The 15,064-nt window shown below is 42.5% G+C and carries 16 protein-coding genes and 1 other annotated feature; of the genes, 2 read left to right on the top strand and 14 right to left on the bottom strand.

What is annotated here, in order from left to right:
• Positions 1-157: 157 nt before the first annotated feature.
• The 3 genes from prsW to ACK8P5_RS09915 form a co-directional block, all read right to left on the bottom strand.
• On the bottom strand, positions 158-853 hold the full coding sequence (gene prsW / locus ACK8P5_RS09925; protein ID WP_422660777.1) for a glutamic-type intramembrane protease PrsW: 696 nt from the start codon (positions 851-853) through the stop codon (positions 158-160).
• A 65-nt stretch (positions 854-918) separates the two neighbouring features.
• The gene (locus tag ACK8P5_RS09920) at positions 919-1,530 is read right to left on the bottom strand and encodes a genetic competence negative regulator (RefSeq protein ID WP_422660776.1); all 612 of its coding nucleotides are present in this window, start codon (positions 1,528-1,530) and stop codon (positions 919-921) included.
• Between the two features lie 193 nt (positions 1,531-1,723).
• Positions 1,724-2,143, bottom strand: coding sequence for a hypothetical protein (locus ACK8P5_RS09915; protein WP_422660775.1), 420 nt, complete (start codon positions 2,141-2,143; stop codon positions 1,724-1,726).
• A gap of 93 nt (positions 2,144-2,236) precedes the next feature.
• Between ACK8P5_RS09915 and ACK8P5_RS09910 the strand changes: the two genes are divergently transcribed.
• Positions 2,237-3,154, top strand: a complete 918-nt coding sequence (locus ACK8P5_RS09910; protein ID WP_422660774.1) for a polysaccharide deacetylase family protein — start codon at positions 2,237-2,239, stop codon at positions 3,152-3,154.
• A gap of 98 nt (positions 3,155-3,252) precedes the next feature.
• Here ACK8P5_RS09910 and ACK8P5_RS09905 read toward each other — a convergent pair whose 3' ends face one another.
• The 3 genes from ACK8P5_RS09905 to ACK8P5_RS09895 are packed head-to-tail and all read right to left on the bottom strand — an operon-like array spanning position 3,253 to position 5,046.
• Entirely contained in the window at positions 3,253-4,059 is an 807-nt protein-coding gene (locus ACK8P5_RS09905; RefSeq protein WP_422660773.1) for a metallophosphoesterase, read from the bottom strand.
• Entirely contained in the window at positions 4,056-4,442 is a 387-nt protein-coding gene (locus tag ACK8P5_RS09900; RefSeq protein ID WP_422660772.1) for a hypothetical protein, read from the bottom strand. Before ACK8P5_RS09900 ends, ACK8P5_RS09905 begins: the two co-directional genes overlap by 4 nt.
• A 4-nt stretch (positions 4,443-4,446) precedes the next feature.
• Positions 4,447-5,046 (bottom strand): type II CAAX prenyl endopeptidase Rce1 family protein, encoded by a 600-nt coding sequence (locus ACK8P5_RS09895; RefSeq protein ID WP_422660771.1) that lies wholly within the window; start codon positions 5,044-5,046, stop codon positions 4,447-4,449.
• A gap of 262 nt (positions 5,047-5,308) precedes the next feature.
• Positions 5,309-5,534 (top strand) — a binding site (T-box leader).
• A 162-nt stretch (positions 5,535-5,696) separates the two neighbouring features.
• On the opposite strand from ACK8P5_RS09895, the gene serA reads away from it, so the two are divergent.
• Complete coding sequence (gene serA / locus ACK8P5_RS09890; protein WP_422660770.1) at positions 5,697-7,289, top strand: phosphoglycerate dehydrogenase; 1,593 nt, start codon at positions 5,697-5,699, stop codon at positions 7,287-7,289.
• Positions 7,290-7,460: 171 nt separating this feature from the next.
• Here the strand turns inward: serA and ACK8P5_RS09885 are convergent, their stop codons facing one another.
• From ACK8P5_RS09885 to ACK8P5_RS09850, 8 genes are all read right to left on the bottom strand, one after another.
• Positions 7,461-8,882 carry an ATP-binding protein gene (locus tag ACK8P5_RS09885; protein WP_422660769.1) on the bottom strand — a complete coding sequence of 474 codons (1,422 nt, stop codon included), beginning with the start codon at positions 8,880-8,882 and terminating at the stop codon, positions 7,461-7,463.
• Complete coding sequence (locus ACK8P5_RS09880) at positions 8,883-9,599, bottom strand: response regulator transcription factor (protein ID WP_422660768.1); 717 nt, start codon at positions 9,597-9,599, stop codon at positions 8,883-8,885.
• Positions 9,600-9,709: 110 nt separating this feature from the next.
• Positions 9,710-10,963, bottom strand: a complete 1,254-nt coding sequence (gene ccsB / locus ACK8P5_RS09875) for a c-type cytochrome biogenesis protein CcsB (protein WP_422660767.1) — start codon at positions 10,961-10,963, stop codon at positions 9,710-9,712.
• Positions 10,960-12,654, bottom strand: a complete 1,695-nt coding sequence (resB, locus tag ACK8P5_RS09870; protein ID WP_422660766.1) for a cytochrome c biogenesis protein ResB — start codon at positions 12,652-12,654, stop codon at positions 10,960-10,962. The genes ccsB and resB overlap by 4 nt, the downstream gene beginning before the upstream one ends.
• Entirely contained in the window at positions 12,651-13,178 is a 528-nt protein-coding gene (locus tag ACK8P5_RS09865) for a redoxin domain-containing protein (RefSeq protein ID WP_422660765.1), read from the bottom strand. The genes resB and ACK8P5_RS09865 overlap by 4 nt, the downstream gene beginning before the upstream one ends.
• 127 nt (positions 13,179-13,305) lie before the next feature.
• On the bottom strand, positions 13,306-14,061 hold the full coding sequence (locus tag ACK8P5_RS09860) for a pseudouridine synthase (protein ID WP_422660764.1): 756 nt from the start codon (positions 14,059-14,061) through the stop codon (positions 13,306-13,308).
• Positions 14,062-14,082: 21 nt separating this feature from the next.
• Positions 14,083-14,409 carry an N-acetylmuramoyl-L-alanine amidase gene (locus tag ACK8P5_RS09855; protein WP_422660763.1) on the bottom strand — a complete coding sequence of 109 codons (327 nt, stop codon included), beginning with the start codon at positions 14,407-14,409 and terminating at the stop codon, positions 14,083-14,085.
• Between the two features lie 115 nt (positions 14,410-14,524).
• Entirely contained in the window at positions 14,525-15,058 is a 534-nt protein-coding gene (locus ACK8P5_RS09850; RefSeq protein WP_422660762.1) for a spore maturation protein, read from the bottom strand.
• Between the last annotated feature and the right edge of the window lie 6 nt (positions 15,059-15,064).

Here is a 15,064-nt window from a genome sequence, read left to right as displayed (position 1 = left end):
TCTATGCGCCCTTGTTCTTTACGCCCTCGTAATATGAATCTCTCCCCACATGCTTTACAACGTATTTTCACTTTTACACGCACAAAAAAAGACACCTCCATCGTTCATTCCCTGACTGACAGTCAAGGGGCTCTACGATGAAGTGTGTCCTATATTGTTAAGTCTTAACCTCTTCATCTCGCTTAATAAAGCGAAAAGGAGATCGGTTGTTAGCGCGTGAGATTTTACCCATTCCTCCATACCATAAGAGAACCATCAAAGGAATAATAAACCACAACCAATAGTTAGTCATCATATTGAGGATCAAGTCGTAAAGTCCGTGCCACATCCAAGGTAGAAGCAAGGATAGTATCAAGAAGACTCGATTTGATTTAGTTCCTGGGAACTTAGCATGCCCGAAATAATACCCCATTATAATGCCGAACATTGCGTGTCCGGACACCGGCAGTAACGCTCGAATTAACATGGGCCCGAAAGCCGCTTGGCTGTACCAGGCATACATAATATTCTCTACCGTTGCAAAACCAAGTGATATTGCTGTTGCGTACAGAATGCCATCGTACGGTTCATCAAACTCCGTATGATTAAATATAAGGTGATATAATACAAACCACTTCAACAACTCTTCTACACCCGCTGAAATGATCAAAGATTCGACCACCGGGTTATCGCCAAGCCATAATATCATTCCCCGTTGTAAGATCATCACGGGAAACACGATCAGAAATCCGAGCAAAAACACTTTGACAACCATATGCAACGGTTCTTGATCATACCTATCCTTCAGGTAAAAATATGTGAGCAAAGCGAGACCCGGCGCCAAAGCAGACGCAATGATCGAGAACACCAGCACCGAATTCCCCCTCTGTTAATTGCGGGCCTGTAGTCCGGCCACCGCCCTCACATGCCCACACTTGCTTATTTACTACGATCAAAATGGAGGCAGATGTTTTCTACCGCTTGTTGCGGCATGATTGTCTTCCCATATTCCTCTAGAACGGCGTCTGTTACCGGAGACGATTGACCAAATTCAGCAAGCAAGGCAACAACAGCTGCCTGCTTCTCACTGTTCAGTTGATCGGGATCCATCCATAAAAACCATTTATCCAAATAGTGATAGAGCGTGCCTGCCCCGTCGACTAAATCGTTCAACATATGGGCGGCTTCAATTAGCATCTCGAAGTCGTTAAATGAATAAACGATGCTGCCGCTTTGTTCTAAAGTTACTTCCATTTCATAAATCTCATCTGGCATCTCATCTTCAGATAAGCCGCCGAAGTGGTGATCGTACTTTCCTCTCGTTACAATGACCACCATACCTTGTGCGGGTAGAGCGAACACTTCAACCGCTAAAGGACCTGTGGCATCGAATCCGAGTTCACTGTAAGCCTGATCCATCATTTCTGTAAACAGGTCATACACTTTGGGTATTTCCTGCCACATTTCTTCCTTCTGGATCCCACGCTCACTCAGATCGTCAAACGTGAGGAAAATCCGTATCTTATCTTGGCTCAAGCGTTCTATTTTCATGACAGGATCCTCCTCTATAAACAAAAAAAGTTATAACAATTTATGATTCTTGGATGATGACGTTCCAAAAATAGTTTTATACAATGATTTTATCATTTAATACCCACAAATGCACGTAAATATGTACCTATAAAAAAAAGAATCATTCTAAGGAATACACTTCCTTAGAATGATTCGAATCCGGTTCAAATGTTTACAAACCCGGTATGACCGTATGAGTTTCTTTTAATATTTGTTCAACTTCTTGTTTAATATCTGGGTTCGTGCGAATAAACTCTTTCAGCTGCTTTAAGTTGGCAGCCTTCGAATTAGACGATGCCTGCTCCCCATGTTGATTTCCCGTGGATTGATTAGATATGGCAGCCCCGCTTGAACTGGGACGCACGCTTTCTTGGCTTTTATTGCCTTGGTTTGTGCTGTACGAATGGCTTGAGCGGCTTGAATTACTTGAACTACCGTTATAGTCTTTCATCATGTCTTTCGCAGTACTTGCCAGCTGGCCAATATCTGCGCCCTTCACCATTGAAGAGAATGACATAATGCCCTTACTGGAGAACAAACGGTAGACAGCAATACCGACAATAGCTCCGTATATAAACGACGAAGTTCTCACAAATATTACCTCCTTCTATGATAAACTCATATGTAGTGTTCTCGGGTAAGTAACAACTCATGCGGCATAAAAACAGGAAAGTGAGATGGAATCATGGTTAAAAAGACAACTACGTTATTACTCGCGGCAAGTTTATTACTAAGCGCTTGCGGACAAAATCAAGAAGGGGCTAATAAAGATCCGGAAACAGGCTCTCAGACTGAGACACCCACAAATGGACACCAAAGCGTTAAAGACCCTAATCAGGAAGAAGTCACTCCAGACGCTAATGACTCAACAAACACTAATGGGTCATCTGACTCTTCAAATGACAAAGAAGATACAAGTAAAGAAGATACAAATGAAAAACAACCATCGGAACAAACTCCTGTTAAGCCTCAGTATCACATTAACAAAGTGTTTAATATTGTACCTAATGATAAAGCTACTGAAGAAAAGGTCGTGTTGCTAACATTTGACGACGGACCTAAAGATGAAAAAATGATTAATAGTCTGATTGATACACTGGATAAGCATGAAGCTAAAGCTATCTTTTTTGTGAATGGATATCGTGTTAAACAAAACCCAGATTTATTAAAATTAATTCATGAGCGTGGACAGATTATTGGAAATCATAGCTGGGACCATATCGATCTCAAGAAAGAAAGTCAAGTAGAAGCCAAAAAACAAATCGAAGATGTCCAAAAGATTGTTATGGATACAATCGGAGAAAAGCCTAAGTTCTTCAGACCTCCCTTCGGTTCCGCAGGAGATCATGTAAAGAAAATTGCCAATGATAATAATCTGTTATTCATGACATGGTCTAACGGTTCATTAGATTGGGAAAGTAAAAGTAAAAACAACCCTGAAGCCGTAATCAACAACGTCATGGATCAACTTCATCCGGGTAGCAACATCCTCATGCATGAGCTTCCATGGACAGTCGAAGCTTTAGACAAACTTTTAACCAAACTTGAGAAAAAAGGTTATCAATTTGTAGATCCGCAGAATATTGAGCTAAAGATGAGATAAATTAATCGCTGCCTACATAACAGGTATTGCTAAGCATTAAGCTAAACATTAATATGATTGCAAAAAGCCTTGACCCTCCTCCGCATATGCGGATTGGATCAAGGCTTTTTCAAAAGCGTGATAAGGTGTAGTTCAGATGGAGAACCTAATCGTAAAGGAATATGAGAAGTGCCAAATCCTCGGCTAATAAGCAGCGGTACCGCGGCAGAAGACTTTTGAATTAAATTGTACCAACCTGCACTATATTTCTTATAAAAACCTTCTAAGCGAACCGCTCCAAATAGAGGGAGAACAATTTGTCCTCCATGAGTATGCCCAGCTAAGACGAGGTCTGCGAAAATATTGCGCTTCCCCATCACCCAAATCGGATCATGAACTAACATGATGTGATACTGATCTTTTTTGGCATGGCCTTTAAAATTACTGTATGGATGTTTGCGTGTTGCAGGCTGCATTACACCACTTAGTGCGATGGAAAGCCCATTCTTCTCTAATCTAACCGTCTTGTCTTTAAGTAGCGTAAGTCCAAATTTATTAAATAACGCTTCCAGCTTCTCTTTACCTGCATACAGATCATGATTACCTAAAACCCCGTAGACAGGTGCAATTCGGCTTAAAGACTGTAGATTTGAACTCACACGTTCCCAAGGGACACCCTTCTCCGTAATATCTCCACCAAGCAGGATGCAGTCCGGTTTAAGATTGAGTTCTAGTAACTTCTCATCTGTTAACTTACGACGATGAATATCAGTAATGAATAGAATCTTATAGCCATCAAAGCATTCAGGAATCGACTGGGATTCCACAATTTCATTTCTTACGCGGTACCCGGTCGCTTCCTTTCTCATCCATAGCAAAGTAGATAAAGCAAGAATCAGTAGGATTAAACTTATCCATAAGATCAAAGTATTTCCTCCAGGGGTGGTGCACCGATCAGTCCCCAAATGAGCAGACCGGCCATCAACAGGATAAAAATAACAATAAGTGAATTAACAAACCATTTGCTCATTCTAACCTTTTGTGAAGGATGTGTGCTGCTTCTAGACGGTGCTGATTCTTCATCTAACTGAGCATCATTGTTCTCTCTTCTAGATCTTGATCTACGCAGCACATCATCCTCAGGGGCTCTATGCTGAGAATCATAGTAATCCTTGCTAGTACTATGCTGTGATCTAGAATCCAACCTTGAATTTAGATTTTCTTTGTTTTCTTTTGAACGAAAAACTGTATCCTTCGATGCAGCCTTACTATTTTTCCGGCCTTTATTTCGGCTCCGATGTCTATCCATTCTGCTAAGCTCGTTCATTATCTTCCTTCCTCCGAAAACGAATCATCATACCTGATATTAAATCAATGACAAAATGACAAATAATCGGTGCCCACAATGATCCAGACTCAATATAAATGTATCCAAGACCATAACTGCTCAAAAACACCCAACCCGTAGGAATCCAATGCCTCAAATAACGAACATGAATAACGGCAAACAATATACTCGTCCAATAAGGACCAAAAGCATGTTGAATGGCTCCTCGGAATAACAGTTCTTCACATACTGCTACGATAAATGCAATAAGAATGATATGCCATATGGGCCTTTTACTGAACAGCATTTCGTTGATTCCACCATCGTCCATGCTACTCTCAGGTACAATACGGGATAGAACAAAATCAATGGCTAACATTGTTAAAGCAAGACCTAGCCCCCAAAGGATAAAATGATTATTTGATGGTAGAGCAAGCAATTGAATGGGATTCTGCTTCTGGAACAGAATCCAGATGAGGCCGATGATCAACGTCAATCCTTGGGTTAAATATAGATTAATCAACAGCAGCCGGTCATTTAATTGATGCGGCTCAATCTTCTTGATTTTGATTTTGAATTTTTTCATGTTAGCCTGCCTGTCTCTTTATTCTTTGAAAAATAAAAGTGTATAAGTGAGCATTATGCAAAATGCTGAACTGAAAATTATGCTACTAACCTTAATCTATGAGCAGTCATAAAATAAGTGGGTATAAGCATCATAGCAAAAAAAACGCCCGTATTACAAGGCTCACGCCTTGATAAAGCACTGATCATAACTTTAGATACATCCCTAAATACCTATTGACATGATCGTAAAAGCCATGATACATTATGAAAAAATTAATCGACTAAAACCGATGATGGAAAAAAGACGCTTCTTACGTCTACAGAGAGCCGATGGTGGGTGCAAATCGGCGGCGAAAAGTGTGCTTGAGCGATCCTGAGATATTCCGCTGAATTTCAGTAGGCGTAATCGGATGATATCCGTTACCAATCAAGGCCTTGATAGGCCGTTTGAGGCTGCCTATATGGCAGTGAATAAGGGTGGTACCACGAATAACTCTCGTCCCTTACTACGGAAGTAGTATGCGGATCGGGGTTTTTTTTATATGCTATTCCCTTTGCCGCATTACCGCGTCGCTTAAGTCGGGTGTAACGGAATGTGCTTCAGCACAATCCTTATTCTATATTAACTAGCAAACTATAATTAGAGAGTACTGAGGAGGAAGAGAAACCATGTTTAAAGTTTTGGTATCGGATCCGATTAGTGACTTGGGTATCCAGCAGCTTATGGATGCACCTGACGTACAAGTAGACAAAAAGACAGGTCTTTCAGAAGATGAGCTTATTGCTATTATTGGAGAGTATGACGGACTTCTCGTAAGAAGTCAGACTCGTGTAACAGAAAATATTATGAATGCAGGTAAGAATCTTAAAGTTGTAGGCCGTGCTGGTGTTGGTGTAGATAATATCGACCTTGAAGCAGCCACTAAACGCGGTATTGTTGTTATCAATGCTCCAGATGGTAATACAATCACAACAGCTGAACATACTTTTGCTATGATGATTGCATTAGCGCGTCATATTCCTCAAGCCTATGCGAAGACGGTATCTGGCACTTGGGATCGTAAATCCTTCCTAGGTGTAGAGCTCCGTAACAAGACTCTTGGCGTGATGGGTATGGGCCGTATTGGTAGCGAAGTTGCTAAGCGTGCAAAAGCATTCGGCATGAACATCCTTGCTTTCGACCCCTTCCTCACTGAGGAGCGTGCTGATAAACTTGAAGTGAAACTTGCTTCCGTAGACACGATTATCCGGAATGCAGATTTCATAACTGTGCATACACCACTCACTCCTGAAACTCGTCATATGATTGCAAAGCCACAATTCGAAATTATGAAGCCTGGTATGCGTATCGTTAACTGTGCTCGCGGTGGAATCATCGACGAACAAGCACTTGTTGAAGCTATTGACGAAGGAATCGTAGCTGGAGCTGCATTTGACGTATTTGAACATGAACCACCACAAGAGGATCACCCTTTCCTGAAGCATCCAAAAGTTATTGTTACTCCTCATTTGGGCGCATCCACTGTGGAAGCTCAAGAGAATGTAGCGATCGATGTATCTGAACAGGTTCTCCACATTCTGCGGAATGAGCCGTTTAAGAATGCGGTTAACTTCCCTCTCGTGGCAGCTAATGTAATGAATAAACTTCAACCTTACTTCCCACTTGGTGAGAAACTTGGTAGTGCAGTAGCACAAATTACAGCCCATGCCGTAAACGAGATTCATGTTGATTACGCTGGCGATCTTGCGGAAGTGGATACACAAGCCCTGACTCGTTACATCGTAAAAGGCATCCTCGAGCGTCATCTTGGTAATGAGGTGAACATTGTTAATGCAATGCACCTTGCGAAGAGCCGTGATCTTCACGTGGTGGTATCACAGACACCTAAGACAAAAGGCTTCACGAACCTCGTGACGGTTACATTGAAATCTCAAAATGGAAGCGAACGTCTGATTGCCGGAACACTACTTCACGGTTATGGCGAGCGAATTGTACGTCTGGACAAATTCCCAGTTGATATTGCACCGGAAGGACACCAGATCCTAATCTCCCATAACGATAAGCCAGGTATTATCGGACGCGTCGGAACCCTTCTGGGTGAGAACAATGTCAATATCGCATCCATGCAGGTGGGCCGTAAAGTTATCGGCGGTGAAGCGATCATGTTCCTAACTGTTGATAAGGACGTTCCAAAGGATGTTCTTGTTAAGCTTACGGGACTCACTGATCTGAACACAGCTCAAGAAATCGTACTTCCTTAATTCATATCATAAATAATTAAGCCTCCGAGTACCAAGTACTAGCAGCTGCTAGTGCCGAACTCGGGGGCTTTTGTTCCACGTAGAACAAGATTAATGTTTATCGTTCAACAAAAAACACCTTCTTCATCGAAGGTGTTTTTTGTATTTTGTAAATATTTGCTGTTATTTTACTCATTCCGCCGGTATGTAGAAGGTGAAATCAGTACCTTCACCAACAACACTATGAACGGAGATCGCACCCTTATGCGCTTCTACGATGTTTTTAACTATGGCAAGACCAATCCCCGTACCAACGGATTCACCGCGTACACGGGCCTTGTCAGCTTTGTAAAAACGGTCAAATACAAACGGCAGATCCTCTGACGGAATGCCTACCCCCTGATCGGATATAACGATTTTAACGGCAGGTCCAAGTTGATTCTGAACACGATCCGCTGTTATTTCTATAACCTTCCCAGAAGGCGTATGTCTAAAAGCATTATCGAGCAAATTCGTCATCACTTGCTCTAACTTATCTTCATCTGCTGAAGCAAGTAATAGATTCGAATTCAATTTCGTTAGTCGAAGGTCGATGTCCCGCTCTTTTGCCCGAACTGTGAACTTACGATAAACCCGCTCACACAAATCTTCGGCGTCCACGCTACGACACATGAGTTCAGAATGTCCCGCTTCCATTCTTGTTAAATCCAGAAGGTCTTTGACTAATCTACCCATTCGAAGCGACTCTTCATGGATCACCTGTATAAGCTCCTCACTCTCTTCAGGAGACGCAGCCATTCCATCAAGAAGCGCTTCACTATAGCCTTGCATCATGGACAGCGGGGTACGTATTTCATGGGAGACGTTCGCGATAAAGTCTGTACGCATCTTCTCTAGCTTCACTTGCTCCGTTATATTACGCAGAACTACAACAGCACCTCGAATAACATCATCCGAGTATAGAGGAGCCATATGGGCCTCCCAGACCCCTTGTTTTACATGCAAGTCGGCACTCTGATCTTTACCTTCATGCATCGTTTTATAAAACAACGCACTCAGAGGTTCTGGCATCACATCAGCTGCCCAGCCCCCACCTTCTAAATCTTCATCCCAATGTAACCCCTGCCAAGTCTTCATCACATCTTGACCGGGGGGATTAGCTAGTACAACATCACCGTTATTATCAAAAGTAATTACAGCATCGCTCATACTGCGCAGCACGCTAGCCAAATGCTCCTTCTCATGATTCAGACTTCGGATCGTTGTTTCCAGCTCCGCTGCCATATGATTAAAAGTGTTAGCCAACTCACCAATCTCATCACTCGTAACGAGATCGAGTCGTGTTCCATACTTCCCTTTACGGATCGCATTCGCTGCTTGGATAAGTTTCTGCATCGGTTGTGTGATCTTCGTAAGAAGAAATAAACCAAAGAAAGTCGTCATCGAAAATCCGATAATCGACGCATAGGTAAATAACCGTTTGATATCTCCGGAATTCGTAAATACAGTATCAATATAAGGAAGCAGAAACAGGCCAAGTGTCAGTAGGACACATGCTACAAGGCAGGTTATCGTTATCCACAGCTTTCCGACAAGCGATCTCCAAAAGTTCACTTACTTAGGAACCTCCAGCTTGTAACCTACTCCCCATACGGTTGTAATCATAGCCGCTGCTTCGCCCGATACCTTGTTCAATTTCTCACGTAATCGTTTCACATGTGTATCTACAGTACGGAGATCACCAAAAAATTCATAATTCCATACATCTTTCAGAAGTTCTTCTCTCGAGAAGACTTTATCCGGGGAAGATGCCAAATAATGCAACAGCTCATATTCCTTAGGTGTAAGACTAATTTCTTGTCCACCCGCAGTGACACGGTGAGCATCATGCTCAATAACAAGATGCGGAAATACAATGCTATTCGTTGGTGTAGTTTCCTTCGATAAATAAGCAGTCGCAGAAGAACGACGAAGAATTGCTTTCACCCGATAAATAACTTCACGCGGGCTAAATGGCTTCACAACATAATCGTCAGCACCAACTTCAAAACCCTGTACTCGATTAATTTCCTCACCCTTAGCAGTCAGCATAAGGATCGGTGTTGATTTCACCTGACGCAAGCGCGAACACACTTCTACGCCATCAATTCCAGGCAACATAACATCAAGAAGAACCAGCCCGTAATCTTCGGTTGTCGCCTTCCGAAGCGCTGTTTCTCCATCTTCTGCCTCATCAATTTCATATCCTTCTTTCTCCAGATACATTTTGAGTAGTCGCCTAATGCGTTCTTCATCATCTACCACGAGGATGCGATTTCCATGCTCTGTCATCGGTAACATCTCCTTCATTCTAGGGAAAATCAGAACGGCCCTCATCCATTTGGTTCGAGGACCCTTCTGATTTTTATCAAAATCTAATTTACTTGTATAACATTATCATATTATTCTGTTCCGGCATAGGAATGGAGACCTGCAATAATCAAATTCACGCCAACGAGTGTAAACATAACGACGATAAAGCCGATTACTGTAAGCCATGATGATTTCTTGCCCTGCCATCCTTTGGATAACCGTAGGTGAAGGTACACACTATAGAATAACCATGTAATGAGTGCCCAAACTTCTTTTGGATCCCAACCCCAGAAACGGCCCCATGCAATTTGTGCCCAGATCATCGCGAAGATGAGTGCACCTAGCGTAAAGATTGGAAAACCGATTGCAATTGCACGGTAACTGATTTCATCCAAGTCATCCGGGTCAAGTCGGTTGAGAGCGGGTTGAATCACTTTCGCTATAGGTCTACGCAACGCTAGTCTAATTAAGCCGTATAAGATCAAACCACTCACGAGAGACCATATAACGGTATTTAATTTACGTCCTGCATTGATACCATGCATCCAAGATGGTGCTTCAAAAAGCGGGGATTTCATTCCCATAAAAGACTGCATTTCAACAGTTTCACTGTTATATGGTGCAACAAGTGGAGGCATATTATAATCCACTTTAACTATTTTACTAATTTCTGTCTTAGGGTCAACATTCGTCTGATTGAATTCAGCATGATAACCCGCAGCACGGAAACTGTAGACCGATACGATAAAACCAATTAATACGACAACAGCAAACATACATAATTCAAGCCATCTTTGTTCACGGCGAGACTGCTTGTCCTTATTATTGAAATCAACCGTTCTCAGCAAGTGCATAAACCCGGCTACAAAACCAATAGCAAAGAACGCATCACCTAGTGCAGCCATTGTTACATGAATTCCAAGCCAGTATGATTTCAAGGATGGAATAAGCGGTTGAACTTCTTGAGGAAACACCGCTGCATACGCCATGATTATAATGGCTAGTGGAAGTGCAAATAAACCAAGCATTGATTTTTTATAGAGAAAGAATAAGACCAGAAATGCAATCATGATAGCCATTGATAAGAACGTCATAAATTCATACATATTGCTGACAGGTACATGTCCAGAACCTGCCCAGCGTGTAAAGAAATAAACCAGATGACAGACTAAGCCGATAGCCGCCGTAACGAAAGCAATTTTACCCCATTTCGCTACATGAGCTTCAGGATTCGTCTTTCTAAAACGTTTACCCCACACCGCTAAACCATAAAAGCTAAACGATAAACAATAAAGTAAGAACGCAGCAATAAACACATCGCTACTAAAATCCACTAACGTCATGGCTTACTCCCCCTATTATTCTCCAGTGACTTCTCATCTACTTCGATGTTCATTTGCTTGAGTACAGCCGATATTTCCCGTCGCAATCCGAACCAATTCTTGTTCGTATGCGCTCCCAAAGTTAACATCTCATTATCGATCCGAAGCCATATCCGGCGATGCTGGAAATAGAAGCCCATGATCAGACCAAGCATACCTATTGCGGCTCCGATCCATATGAAAGGCATAACTTTATCAACACGTATGTTCAAGTAGGTGGTTGATTTGGACAAATCGACATCTTCCATACTCGTCACATCCAGATTGAGAGGGACCGTGCCTCCAGCTAACTGTGCATTAAGTGCATCCTGCTGAAAACGTTCCTTGTCAATTTGTTTCGGGAAGTAAAAATACTGAACGCCGGTCTCTGGCAGATCAGGCCCAAAAATCTGGAATAAAAAGCCTGGTGCATTGGGACTTGAGGATAAATTAGCCGGTTGGCCTTGATCATTCAACCCAAAATCAGAGTACTTCTCTGTTAACTTGAGCGTATAATCTCCAACCTTATACTCCCGTTCTGGATCCCTTATGTTCAAGGTGAACTTGCCATATTCTTCACCGCTCTTCGCATTTACCAATACGGGTGAGACAGAGCGAATTACGGGATTCAGATCATAGTCGAACTGATACGCCATAAGTCCTTTGTAATTCATAGGATCATTCACTTGAATATTATGACGATCGACTTCGACTAACTTCGGTTCCTTCGTCAAATCATCACAATCTGCTTCACACATATACAGAATGGCTTTAGTTTCGAACAATTTAGGCAGCACTTTACCTTTATTCTTAAATTCATTTGGCATGTCATCTTCGGTATAAAACTCTACCCGAAAACCATCATTCTTCAAATAATAACTTGTATTCGGAATTTTCTTACTCTCCCCTTCAGGGAAGCCGATATGCTTATCCATATGCATTCCGGGCAATCCTCTTGCAAGCACTGCAAGCAGAAATACGATAAGTCCAATGTGAAGCACATAGGGTCCCCAGCGACTAAATCGCTGTTTCTCAGCAAGCAGCGTACCACCATCTGTCCGAACTCGGTAACCTTTTTTGCGTATAAGCGGGGTTATCTGCTCTACCCACTTCGCCCCATCTTCAGCAATTGGTGTCTGATAGGTTACCTTTTGACGAGTTAGAAAAGACATATGTTTGGGAATCCGTTGTCTGCTTAGAGCTTTATACAGCGGCAGAACCCGGTCTAAACTACAAATAACCAGCGACGCACCGATCATAACGAGAAGAAGAACGAACCACCATGATGTGTATGTATGGGAAAGACCTAGTAGATAATATACATGTCCTAATTTCCCGTATTCTTGTTTGTAGTATGTGGATGGATCTATGTTCAAAAAGGTGCTTTCCTGAGGGAAAATTGTCCCGAGCATCGAACCAACTAACGTCAGAATGATTAAGTAGATGGCTACTTTTACAGACGAGAAAAAGTTCCATATCCGGTCAATAAATCCAGGATTACTTTTCTGCGAACGACGAGCTATGCCATCATATCGCATTTCCAAAACGGTCTGAGATTCTGCGTCCTCGGTCAACGGTTTACCACAGGCTTCACATAATACCGTACCTGTCGGATTTTGATGTCCGCACTCACATTTCGTGTTCGTTATTAAAGGTTGTGATCCTTGACTCATTTTGCATTCACCAACTGTTCAATTTGTTTGTCTAAGGTACTTAAATCTAGTTCTCCAATCTTAATGTGAACGATTTCGCCTTTAGACGACACAAAATAGGTTGCCGGCATTGCGCCAACTTTGTAATCTCCTACCGCATCTCGATCCGGATCCATTAGGATTGGGAACTCCACGCCAGTCTGAGCAACAAAATTCTCGACGGTCATTTTATCTTCGCCGGCGTTAATGCCAATAACTTCGACTCCTTGACTCTTCCATTTTTCTCGCTGAGCTTGAAGAGCTGGCATCTCTCTCACGCATGGTGGACAGTAAGTACCCCAGAAGTTTATAACTTTGGCTTTACCTTCGTATTCCTTCATGGTATGTACCTTACCGTCCAATCCAAGCAATTGAAAGTCAGGAGCTTTATCGCCTTCTCTGGGGATCCCGTCATTGCCCATAACAACGGTTGCCACAGCATAAGCACCTAATAGAACAACAATCAACAGTATGATGATTTGAACTGTTTTTTTTGATTTGCCCATAAAAGAAGCAGCATCCTTTCTATGACATCCATCATATTGTTCGAAGGAGGTGTGAACATCCTATGAACAATTATAACGATATTTGCCATAAATGCTGCGTTCCAATTTGAATATTATGTGTCAGGTTTTAACGTTTTTTGCGGGGACTTCCTTCAGGCTTGGCTGATTTTGCCTGCTGCTTGAGTGTGTTAATTTCATCTGCAGTTAAATGACGGAACAAACCACGTTTCAAGTTCTGAAGTAATAAGTCTCCATAAGAAACACGTTTTAGGCGGGTAACTGGATGTGATATCGCTTCAAACATACGACGAACCTGACGGTTACGTCCTTCATGTATTGTGATGGCGATAACGGATTGCTTATTATCCGGATCCACATCCTTATATTCCACCTCTGCAGGCGAGGTCATGCCGTCTTCCAGCATAATACCTTGACGTAGCTTGTCCAGCTCTGTTCCGTGCGGAACACCTTTAACGGTTGCAAGATACGTCTTTGGTACATGAAACCTCGGGTGACTAAGCAGATTCGCAAATTCACCATCGTTCGTGAGCAACAAAAGACCTTCCGTATCATAGTCAAGCCGTCCGATCGGATATACGCGTTCTTTCACGCCTTTTAGATAATCCGATACGATTTTACGGCCTTCCGGATCGGAAGCACTCGTGATAACACCTTTTGGTTTGTTTAGCATAATGTAAACTTTTTTCTCATTCTTGATCGGTTTGCCTGCAACCGTGATCATATCTTGATCGGGATCCGCTTTTGTACCGAGCTCGGTTACGACCTCCCCGTTTACCTGCACCTTTCCTTGCAAAATCAATTCTTCGCACTTGCGGCGGGAAGCTATCCCAGCCTGTGCCATAATTTTTTGTAATCTCTCCATGTTCGATAGGTCACCTCAAGTCTAATGATACCCACCTACAGGATAAATCACAAGCTCGTTCCATGGAAAATGTGCTCCCGGGCATGTTTCAGAATGTGGAAATAGGTACAGCGGGGAGATAGAATAGCGTCTAGACAACTCTGAAATGATTTTACTAGCAGCAAAAAGTTGCATTTTCTGTTCCTTACTCATAGCATCATACTCACGGTTGAAATTGCCAACCAGACATATATGGATAAACTCCGATTCAAGTAACACAGATGCAGTGGATACTGATCCATCTTTATGAATCGTAAAATCCACGTTTTGCGGTTTCGTCTCTTTATCACATGCGGTATCATGTATCACAAAGCCTTCAAACACCATATCATCACCTCGAATTGATGTGCCCTGAATGCAACAGTATATGCGGGTGTCTTACTACGGATATGGTCATTTGTCCTATACAAATAAAAAAGCTCGTTTATCCGAAGACAAACAAGCATACAGCGATAGCCGCGATGAAACCAATTACATCTGAAAAAAGCCCCACCTTTAACGCATACCGACCATTCCGAATACCTACTGCTCCAAAATATACAGTCAATACGTAAAGTGTAGTATCCGTACTTCCCTGAATGGTAGAAGCAATTCGGCCAATCATAGAATCAGGACCATAGGCACGTATCAGCTCAGTGGTATAGGCTAAAGAGCCAGTTCCCGTCAATGGCCTTAGAATCCCTAAGGGCAATACTTCACTCGGAACACCGAGCCATTGCAGGAAGGGAGCCGTCCACCCCACCATAAACTCCAATGCACCAGAAGCGCGAAAGACACTTATGGCCACCATCATGCCCACTAAATGAGGAATGATGGATATTGCCGTAGAAAATCCGTCTTTGGCTCCATCTACAAAAGACTCGTACACGGGCACCTTTTTGGTGTAGGCAAAAAGCGGAATAAAAGCGATTATGATCGGAATTGACCATGCGGATATCGTGTTAATCCACGTCAGCACCTATAA

Origin of the sequence: Paenibacillus sp. EC2-1 (assembly GCF_049311625.1) — a bacterium.
In the GTDB taxonomy this organism is placed as follows: Bacteria; Bacillota; Bacilli; order Paenibacillales; family Paenibacillaceae; genus Paenibacillus_AQ.
Note: the sequence above shows the minus strand (reverse complement) of the source record. Positions and strands in the feature narration are given on the sequence as shown.

Bases quoted from the DNA above. Each gene is read 5' to 3' on its own strand.
- ACK8P5_RS09920 (WP_422660776.1), bottom strand. From the start codon at position 1,530: ATGAAAATAGAACGCTTGAGCCAAGATAAGATACGGATTTTCCTCACG.
- ACK8P5_RS09910 (WP_422660774.1), top strand. From the start codon at position 2,237: ATGGTTAAAAAGACAACTACGTTATTACTCGCGGCAAGTTTATTACTA.
- ACK8P5_RS09900 (WP_422660772.1), bottom strand. From the start codon at position 4,442: ATGGATAGACATCGGAGCCGAAATAAAGGCCGGAAAAATAGTAAGGCT.
- ACK8P5_RS09895 (WP_422660771.1), bottom strand. From the start codon at position 5,046: ATGAAAAAATTCAAAATCAAAATCAAGAAGATTGAGCCGCATCAATTA.
- serA (WP_422660770.1), top strand. From the start codon at position 5,697: ATGTTTAAAGTTTTGGTATCGGATCCGATTAGTGACTTGGGTATCCAG.
- ACK8P5_RS09880 (WP_422660768.1), bottom strand. From the start codon at position 9,599: ATGACAGAGCATGGAAATCGCATCCTCGTGGTAGATGATGAAGAACGC.
- ccsB (WP_422660767.1), bottom strand. From the start codon at position 10,963: ATGACGTTAGTGGATTTTAGTAGCGATGTGTTTATTGCTGCGTTCTTA.
- resB (WP_422660766.1), bottom strand. From the start codon at position 12,654: ATGAGTCAAGGATCACAACCTTTAATAACGAACACGAAATGTGAGTGC.
- ACK8P5_RS09865 (WP_422660765.1), bottom strand. From the start codon at position 13,178: ATGGGCAAATCAAAAAAAACAGTTCAAATCATCATACTGTTGATTGTT.
- ACK8P5_RS09860 (WP_422660764.1), bottom strand. From the start codon at position 14,061: ATGGAGAGATTACAAAAAATTATGGCACAGGCTGGGATAGCTTCCCGC.